Source organism: Bacillus cereus group sp. Bce041, assembly GCF_052646455.1.
On sequence record NZ_JBQXON010000040.1, the window covers coordinates 1 to 8,652 of the forward strand.

Below are 8,652 nucleotides of genomic sequence, written 5' to 3' on the forward strand. Positions count from 1 at the left end.
GATGGCAGAGAGGTCACACCCGTTCCCATACCGAACACGGAAGTTAAGCTCTCTAGCGCCGATGGTAGTTGGGACCTTGTCCCTGTGAGAGTAGGACGTCGCCAAGCAACTTTAAGACGAGTCAGAATGACTCGTCTTTTTTGTATGCTTTCATACCTCTATCAATTGCATTTTTAACCCCTTCTAAATAAGAAAATCCATATTTTTTATCTGGCTCTAAGTAAGTTCCTTCCGCCCACTCGTTCCATGCGTTAATAAATAAAAACTCGCTGTTATAAAAAGAGTAAGTACGATGAATTTGCTTGCTTAAATATATGGTGAACTTTTCAGGGGTAGAACCTACAAAGATGCTGCTATTCGCGTTTTTACGTCGTGCAGTATTATCCCAATCAACAAAAGCCCCGGGAAATGTTTTTTTCTTTGGGAGCGATCGTTGTAATATATACATCCATACTTTATCGTAGTCCCAAACATTTAATTGCATATCAGAATCATATATTACCTTATTTATGTCTGAAGAGCTATCATGGGCAATTGTATAGAAAGGTTCAAACTGAATGCTGGCATCGAATCCATTTATATTAGGTAGTGGAAAACTGTTTAATGTTTCAGCAAAGTATATACCTTTTAAACCATTTTCTCGCGCTAATGCATTCCAGTAATTAAGCATTTTTTCACAATCAGGAATATGTCCTGGACGATAAATAATGAATAGAGGTTTATCATCTATATAAATATATCTCTCATCTTGGAAAGCCTGTAATAAATAATCAAAGTGTTCCTTCCAATCAGATATATCTCCGTAGTCTTGAGGCATTAATATATGTTTATCGAGACCATCCCAAGATTTTGTCCATGGTTCATTTGCCCAAGAAAGACAAAAAGGGAAGTCAGGTTCCTTCATCTTTAGTACCTCATTAAAGGGTGTTTCTAATAGTCTTTTTCCCTTAAACCAGTAATGATAATAACAAAAACCATATATACCGTATGCTTTAGCGATTTCCGCTTGCCACTTTCTTACGGAGGGGGTAGTTAAGTCGTAATAAAAATCTTGATAAGGTTCCCTAGGTTGATAATGTCCTGAAAATAAAGGTTGTGCACTTTTAGTATTTGTCCATTCAGTAAATCCTTTCCCCCACCATCGATCATTTTCTTTAATTTGATGGAATTGTGGTAAGTAAAAAGCGATTATTTTCAAGTTATATCCCCCTCATGTTTTTCGTAGTTCAAGTGTTGGGAAGTTATTCTTGATTTGGTGAAGCAATTTTAAAACAAGAGATATGTTATCTGTTTACTGTCTTTTTATGGTATGTATTGGATTTCTTTAAGCTTACTTAATTAAGAGAGTATTAGGTAATTTGATATATAGCTGAAATAGAAAGTGCTTTTCGTCATGAAATTTATTACGTTGAATGAAAGGAATTAAATTTTTTGAAGGACAAAGAGGGCCTGTGGTAATCGATTTACATCATCAAAAAAGTCTTGTAGCTTTAAATATTTCTCATAATGATTTTCAATATAAGTCCTAGGTATAACAGTTTCTCCGTAAAAACTACTATTTCTAACATCTCCTGCACCAGTAGGACTGTGAACAAATTTGCCGTTTTCATAATCCGAGATGGCGCGATGTATATCTGGAAAAGCTTGAGATAAAGTTTTATGCCATCCTGTTTGAATTAATTCAGGATGTTCTTGGAATTGTTGACAAAAATCAAGAAAATAGCGCGCTTGTGTTGTTGCGATGAAGATTCCACCAGGGCGAAGAACTCTTGAAAATTCTTTTACCCAATTTTCGGCAGTTGCTTCGGATAAATGTGAGAATACAGAATAAGCGAATATGATATCTAATGAATTGTCACTAATAAATTCTACAGGGGGATGTGGACTTGCTGTTTTATATATCCCTCTTCCTAGTGTTTCATTACAAAGTGTGATCATCGCAGGATCGACATCAATGCCAAGTAAATTTTGATCAGAGGCATCTTTAAATAAGAAGCGTATAATTCTTCCCCATCCGCAGCCGAAGTCTAAAACTTTACTTTCTTTATTCAAGGGAACCCCTAAATTTTGGGCGTATTCTTTTATATGTCTATAAAACAAATATGCTTCGTAAAGAGCATGTTCATAGGAAGCACCTACAAATTGTTTTTGAATTTCTTCAGGAGGAAACCTAGGTACGGGAACCCCATTTATCGTTGTTTGTGAACAACTTTGTATAAATAAATTTAGAAGTTCGACATCAGATAGTGAATTAACAAGATGATCAAAATCACTTCCTAACTTAAATTTATTCATTTGTTAAACCTCCGAATTATATAGTGATTAAACTTTATTTTCTTGCTTTTTACTAATAAAAACATGTAAAAATTCAGCATCTAACCCTAGTGATCTATCCTTTTGTAAATAAACAATGGTATACATGTTTGCGTGTGTATAAATATATTCAATCATATCCTGCCCCCAATCGAACGTTACTAAAGATCCATTCTCATCAATAGGGTTTCCATGATAAATGGGCTCTTCAATATATTCAATCACTTCTTGATTCATTCTTGCTCTTTGCACAGTTTTTGTGAGTGTATGATACCAAGGGACAGTAAATACATGAGCGCCGCCAGGTTTTAATACTCGTTCTATTTCTTTAAAGGCTTTGTTTGGCGTCATTACATGCTCAAAAACGTCTTGAGTAATGAATAAATCAAAAGATTCATCTTCAAAAGTCATGTCTTCTAAGTTCTCACATCTAATACCTTGAAAGTATTGGCCAAGAGGATAATTTCTAAAGTATTGAGAATAAGTATAGTTTTTACAGTTTTTTAATAGTAGCTGAGTTGTAATTCCTCCAGGAGAGGATTCGTGGATACTATAGGAATCCCATTTTGGAAAAAATGTATGCAAGGCATGGATTAAAGCTCGCTGCCTTGGTATAGAGTTACATGTAGAACATAAATAATGATCTCTAAGCCAATCATTATGCTCTATAAATGTAGCTTTCTTTTCGCAAATAACGCAGTACCCATTATTGTGTTTCAAATTGATTTCCACACGACATCCCTCCTATGTTAAATGCAATCTATTTATGGAAAGTATGATACACGTCAACAATCAGCGAAATCAAAGGGGGAATGGGTGAAAGTTAGGTATCTCTTAAAATTGCGATTAGGAGAAGGGAATAATCAGTTGAAGAGAACCCCCAATCGAATTAAAGTTTCACTTTATGCTATGCGATGCATCAGCTTTTATTCATGGGAAAATGTATAGACTTAAAATATCCCTTTCGTGTATGGATACATTTCAAAATCCTGTGTGTATATTTCTGTAACTAAATCCATAGTTTCTTTATCATAAAAGCTTTCGTATGTTGGAAATCGTGGGAAGTCTGTATCTGTAATGCTAAGTTCTGCATAGCTCCCTGCATAAATCATCTTGTGTGCGCGATGATGATCTGAATTTGTAAGAAGTGCTAAAGGGGATTTTATCAAATCGTACATGTGTTCTAGTTTGGTGATTTGTGTATTAAAATCTTCTAAAGGAATATAACATTAGATGAAGTTTTCTTCACCAGGGACGTATTGTTGACTAAAATGTATATCTAACGCTAGAGAATTGGAGCTGAATGCCTGAACGTAATATAAAAATTGTTTAAATGATATTCCTTGATTACTATATTTGTCATTATAAAAATAATGACGGATACTTTCCCATTGAGGGCTAGCATATGGGTTGTCAGCAAGTAATAGAAATGAGCTGACAGCCCTTGTATAGGGATTTCGCACAAGTTTACAAACATCCTTTTTACCCTCTAGAAGACCATTTTGTAACTCTGGTATGTAATTTGTATTGTTCTTATACACCCAGAACTCATAGTAATGAATAAAGTCATTGTATTTCTTTGCTTCAGTAAATAATCCGATTTGAAAAAAGAACCAATTAGCTAACGCGGTGCATCCGCTTCTATGACTCCAAAATAGTATAATTGGAAAGTCTTTATGGTAATGCGGAATTCGATCTTTATGTAGAATTACATGATTTAAAAGTTCTTGATTTATATTCTTCATGAGTTCAGCACTCCTTTTTGGGAAATTTGTGTATGTAGACGTTTTTTTATGGGTTAAACAAGTGAGGATTGTTTATTAAATATATTCATGGGGATGAGTAAATATTATGAGTGTTTTTGCAGTCAACCTGAATAAGGAAGCTATTCTAAAATGAAAATAGAAAATAAAGATAATGAAAATTTATAACAAACATACAATGATAAGAAGATGAATAATCGAAATGATCCAGTTTATTTGTGTATATTTTTAGGTTTGACGACGGGAAAAATTTATTACTAGAGAGATGATATTATGAGGAAGAATAATTATTTAATAGTAGGTGGAAATAGTTTCATTGGTATCAACCTCGCATTGGGTTTATTGAAACAGGGGCAAAATGTAAAAGTATTTTCCAGACATATAAATAATTTTCCTCAAAATATTGTAAGTGAAGTTGAATTTATTAAAGGTGATTTAAAAAATGTTGAGGATATATATAAGGCTTTAGTGAATATAGATATTATTATTTATTTAGCTGCGACGTCTAACGTAGCAACTTCAATTGAAGATGTTTTCGGTGATATTAATAGCAGTCTATTTTTTCTTAATTTCATGGAAAGTGTTAAAGATTTTCGTATTAAAAAAATTATATTAGCTTCTTCGGGAGGCACAGTTTATGGTGAACCTGAATATTTGCCTATTGATGAGAAACATCCATTAAGACCACTTTCCCCGTATGGAATAACAAAAGTTTCGCTGGAGAATTATTTGTATTTTTATAAGAGAAAATATGGAATAGATTATGTTGTATGTAGATATTCTAATCCGTATGGAAAATACCAAAACCCCTTAAAAAAAGTAGGGGCGATAAATTGTTTTTTGTACCAGCATCTCAGTAATGAAAGGATTCATATATATGGGAATCCAGAGGAGATTATTAGAGATTATATTTATATCGATGATTTAGTTGAAATTACTATACAACTAGCACAATTAAATCAATTGAAATCTTGCGTATACAATATAGGGAGTGGCAAAGGTCTTTCTTTAAAACGAATTATAGTGGAATTAGAGAAAATAACAGAAAGAAAAGTGGATTTTATCTGTTACAAACAAAAACAAGAGAACGTTCAAAAAATCATTTTAAATATTGATAAGATAAAACAAGAATTGAATTGGGAACCTAAAATAGATTTTAAACATGGGATTAGATTAAATAAGCTATGGATTGAAGAGTTCTTATATAGTAAAAAATAATAACCCACACTCTACTTGTATAAGCAGAGCGTGGGTTATTATTTTGCTTCTTTTTCTATAACCCAAAGGTCTTGATGTTCCCACCAAAATCCTTCAGTATACTTTTTGATAATTGGGTTATGGGGTAATAATTTAATTTTGTCACACACGTAAGAGGGACTAACTATCGTTTGTCCGTATTGATTCACATCTAAATCGAATTGTTCACTAGAAGAGAGAAACCAATAGCCCTTTTCATTTAAATTTGGAAACCCGAAGTATTTTTTGCTTTGATAGCCATGGGTTGTGAAAATGAATAAACCACCAGGTGAAACAGCGTTATACAATGTTTGCAGCCAACGAAACCAAGTTGTATCAGGTATATGAGAGAAAAAGGATAGACAAAAAACGATATCGTACGTAGAGGAGTCCAATTTTAACTGTTCAGGCTCAGGATGAGATAATATAGAAGAATTATTTAATTTGTTTTCAATAAAGGAAATAGCCTCTTCGTGTATATCGCAAGCGGTTATACTCAAATTCGCTTGTAGATTTAATAAATGACGTGTTACGCAGCCGTATCCGGATGCAAATTCTAACAATTTAATTGGATTGCCTGTAGGAGGATAAAGGGAAGTAATTAAGTTTAAGAGTATTTGTGCTGAGTTTTGCCCATCTTTAAAGTAGTAATCTATCGCTTCTTTTTTTGATGGGAAGACGGGATTAGTGACAATGAACTGAAAGATATGATCCTCAGGATGGATACTTGCATTTACATTATAGTTGTGTGCGATTTGAGAAATTAAATCTTTATGTTCCTCTATAAAGTCTTTCAAAGAGTATTCCTCCCTTAAGTAATAGTAGCAACTTACAAGAGATATTGATGGCATAGAAAGCACATGTTTAAATTTTTAAGTATGCTTTAAGATGCTTTCTATATGTATACATTTTCATTTTAGAAATGTCGTCGATAGTAAATCTTTCTTTAATGAAATTTTGCATTTGTACAACTTCATTGTAATGGGAGTATGAATCTTCTGTTCTCGTTACGCTATTTAAATGTCGTCTATGATAGTTTAAGGGGGATGGATTGAAGTAAATATCTCCCTCTGTAAGAAGAGAAACATAGAAAAACCAATCACCAGCTATTTTGAACTTCTCTAACTGTTTTTCTGTTTTCTTCATATCTATATTTTTAAAAACTACACTTGAAACATTAGGTATAGTGTTTTTGATAAGTAACGTATCTTGTATTTCTTCGACGCCTTTTCGAAAATAGGGGCCTTTCCATTTTTCTTTATCGATATCATTTGTGTAATTTAAATAATGATTAGCCAATACATTTCCTTGTTCATCAATTTGTTTTGATTGTGTGTAACTTAAGGTAATATTGTTATTTATATAAAACCCCTGTATCACCTCTTGTAAAAATGTCTTATCGCATAAGTCATCAGCCTCTGCGATCCAAATATAATCACCAGTTGCTGCAGAGACTCCTTTTATCCATTGTTTAAATACGGAACCAGAGTTTTTATCATTAATAATCTGTTGAACCTTCAGGTGGGGCTTATTTTCTTTTGAGAGCAGCTTTTTAAAAGTTGATACGCTATGATCAGTGGAGGCATCGTCTAAGAAAATTAGTTCGTAAAGAGGGTAGGTTTGGTTTAAGATTGATTCGATTCGAGCAGGTAAGTATTTTTCATAATTATAGTTCGGTATGATTACACTTATCTTTTTGTAATTATGTTCGAGAAGATCTAGTAATTGATAAATGTAATTAAGAAAATTGAAGTTTTTTTCGATAAGTTCTTGGCCAAAGCTTCCCTTTTGTAATCGTAATCCCTCATCGTGAATAAATTCATATATTTTCTCTAGCATTTTGGGTAAATTTAAAAAATCTACTAAGGCACCAGTTTTTTCTGTAACAACATCTTCAAAACCTCCAGCATTTTTAAACCCTATAACAGGAAGTTTTGCATCTAATGCTTCTAAAACAACATTTGGAAAAGGATCTTCCCTTGAAGTTAATAAGTATAAGTCAGCCCCGGCGTTATATAATCCAATATCGGGAGTAGGATCGACTAATGTGAAATGTGCTTTATATTTAGGGGGCAGTGTATTCAGGAATTGAACGTCCGTTCTCCCTACCCAAATGAAATGAATATCCTTGTGAGTCTTTCGTACGGAGTAAGAGATAAGTGAGAATAAATCTATTCCTTTTCGATAATCTGCGAAGCCTACACCTAAGATAATTTTGCTATCTAGAGGCAGGTTAAGCTTCTTACGTAACTCATTTCTAGCTTTTGCGATATTGTTTTTATAAGGATTGTGGTTAAACAAACCTTGAGGGAGAATGTGACATTTTTGAGGATCCAATTCAGTGATTGTACGAAATTTTTCATATACGTATTGTGAAGGGAAGACAACTTTGTAAGCAAATTCAGCGATGTTTTTAGCTTTCCCTTCAGCAGAGTACTGTTGTATTAAATGCGGTAATTCATGTATTAATGAAACAACTTTTATATTGTGTCTAGCTAGTAATGCAACGATATCGCCACTTATGACAGTGCTACATATGGCGAGGGTAAAATCCTGTGATAATAAATCCTTTATTAATAATTCGACCTTTTCTTCTGTTTGATAACCTTGCTCGAGACAATAAACAGGACCGTACTTTTGAAAATCTGGAATTAAAATACCTGATCCAATAGAGATAATTGCAACAGAGTAATCAAAGTTTTCTTTAAGAGCCTTAATAGTATGTAAAGAAAGTAGCTGTGCTCCGTGGAAGTGGGCATCATGGGATACATAAATTATCTTTTTATTAACATGCATTTCATAACGCCTCCTAAGTATATTAGATTTTAAAGGTAAAGAAGAGAAGTGTTTTATTTATAATCTCCCTAGAGATGAGCAGGGGGGAGGACGTACTAAAAGAAAAAATACTATCCTTAATATATATTTACTTGGTCTCACATTCATTCTTTAGAAAAGTATTAGTATTAAGTTAGAGAGTGTAGGCTGCAGATTGTTAGTTTGAATACATAAGTTTAAGAAGTTCTAAGGCTGTGTTAGAAATTAAGACAGGGTAAAGCTTTTATGATTTATAAAATAAAAAAGATAAAAGGTATTGACGGTTGATCTACGGGGGTGTAATATAGAACAAGTCGCCGATGACATTAACGTCGAAAGCGACAAATGAAATAAAAAACTTAGTTGACATCAATTAACGAAAGTGTTAACATAAGGAAGTCGCAAATGAGCGACTAAGTAGTTCTTTGAAAACTGAACGAAACAAACAACGTGAAACGTCAATTTTTATTTTAGATGCTAGACAAACTAACTTTATTGGAGAGTTTGATCCTGGCTCAGGATGAAC

6 protein-coding genes, 1 rRNA gene and 1 pseudogene are annotated in these 8,652 nt (G+C 33.2%); 2 read left to right on the forward strand and 6 right to left on the reverse strand.

All coding sequences use genetic code 11. The annotated features are described in order from the left end of the window. Nucleotides 1-107: ribosomal RNA gene (rrf, locus tag ACUN13_RS32000) — 5S ribosomal RNA — on the forward strand; the annotation flags it as partial. A 14-nt stretch (nucleotides 108-121) separates the two neighbouring features. On the opposite strand, the gene ACUN13_RS32005 is transcribed toward rrf, so the two are convergent. The 4 genes and pseudogenes from ACUN13_RS32005 to ACUN13_RS32020 form a co-directional block, all read right to left on the reverse strand. Further along, nucleotides 122-1,198, reverse strand: coding sequence for a glycosyltransferase WbsX family protein (locus ACUN13_RS32005; RefSeq protein WP_000690976.1), 1,077 nt, complete (start codon nucleotides 1,196-1,198; stop codon nucleotides 122-124). A gap of 224 nt (nucleotides 1,199-1,422) precedes the next feature. Continuing rightward, a complete protein-coding gene (locus ACUN13_RS32010) occupies nucleotides 1,423-2,295 on the reverse strand; it encodes a class I SAM-dependent methyltransferase (protein ID WP_001031897.1) in 873 nt (290 codons plus the stop codon). A gap of 27 nt (nucleotides 2,296-2,322) precedes the next feature. Then, the gene (locus tag ACUN13_RS32015; RefSeq protein WP_000405122.1) at nucleotides 2,323-3,045 is read right to left on the reverse strand and encodes a class I SAM-dependent methyltransferase; all 723 of its coding nucleotides are present in this window, start codon (nucleotides 3,043-3,045) and stop codon (nucleotides 2,323-2,325) included. Between the two features lie 218 nt (nucleotides 3,046-3,263). Beyond that, nucleotides 3,264-4,058 (reverse strand): annotated as a pseudogene (locus ACUN13_RS32020) (sulfotransferase family 2 domain-containing protein). A gap of 291 nt (nucleotides 4,059-4,349) precedes the next feature. On the opposite strand from ACUN13_RS32020, the gene ACUN13_RS32025 reads away from it, so the two are divergent. Next, nucleotides 4,350-5,294 carry an NAD-dependent epimerase/dehydratase family protein gene (locus ACUN13_RS32025; protein ID WP_001230833.1) on the forward strand — a complete coding sequence of 315 codons (945 nt, stop codon included), beginning with the start codon at nucleotides 4,350-4,352 and terminating at the stop codon, nucleotides 5,292-5,294. Nucleotides 5,295-5,332: 38 nt separating this feature from the next. On the opposite strand, the gene ACUN13_RS32030 is transcribed toward ACUN13_RS32025, so the two are convergent. Both ACUN13_RS32030 and ACUN13_RS32035 read right to left on the reverse strand, forming a co-directional pair. Continuing rightward, nucleotides 5,333-6,109 carry a class I SAM-dependent methyltransferase gene (locus ACUN13_RS32030; protein WP_000651231.1) on the reverse strand — a complete coding sequence of 259 codons (777 nt, stop codon included), beginning with the start codon at nucleotides 6,107-6,109 and terminating at the stop codon, nucleotides 5,333-5,335. 67 nt (nucleotides 6,110-6,176) lie between these two features. After that, the gene (locus tag ACUN13_RS32035; protein WP_000558370.1) at nucleotides 6,177-8,108 is read right to left on the reverse strand and encodes a glycosyltransferase; all 1,932 of its coding nucleotides are present in this window, start codon (nucleotides 8,106-8,108) and stop codon (nucleotides 6,177-6,179) included. Nucleotides 8,109-8,652 lie beyond the last annotated feature (544 nt).

Excerpts from the sequence above, each read along its gene's own strand:
- ACUN13_RS32035 (WP_000558370.1), bottom strand. The coding sequence starts at position 8,108 with ATGCATGTTAATAAAAAGATAATTTATGTATCCCATGATGCCCACTTC.
- ACUN13_RS32010 (WP_001031897.1), bottom strand. The coding sequence starts at position 2,295 with ATGAATAAATTTAAGTTAGGAAGTGATTTTGATCATCTTGTTAATTCA.
- ACUN13_RS32025 (WP_001230833.1), top strand. The coding sequence starts at position 4,350 with ATGAGGAAGAATAATTATTTAATAGTAGGTGGAAATAGTTTCATTGGT.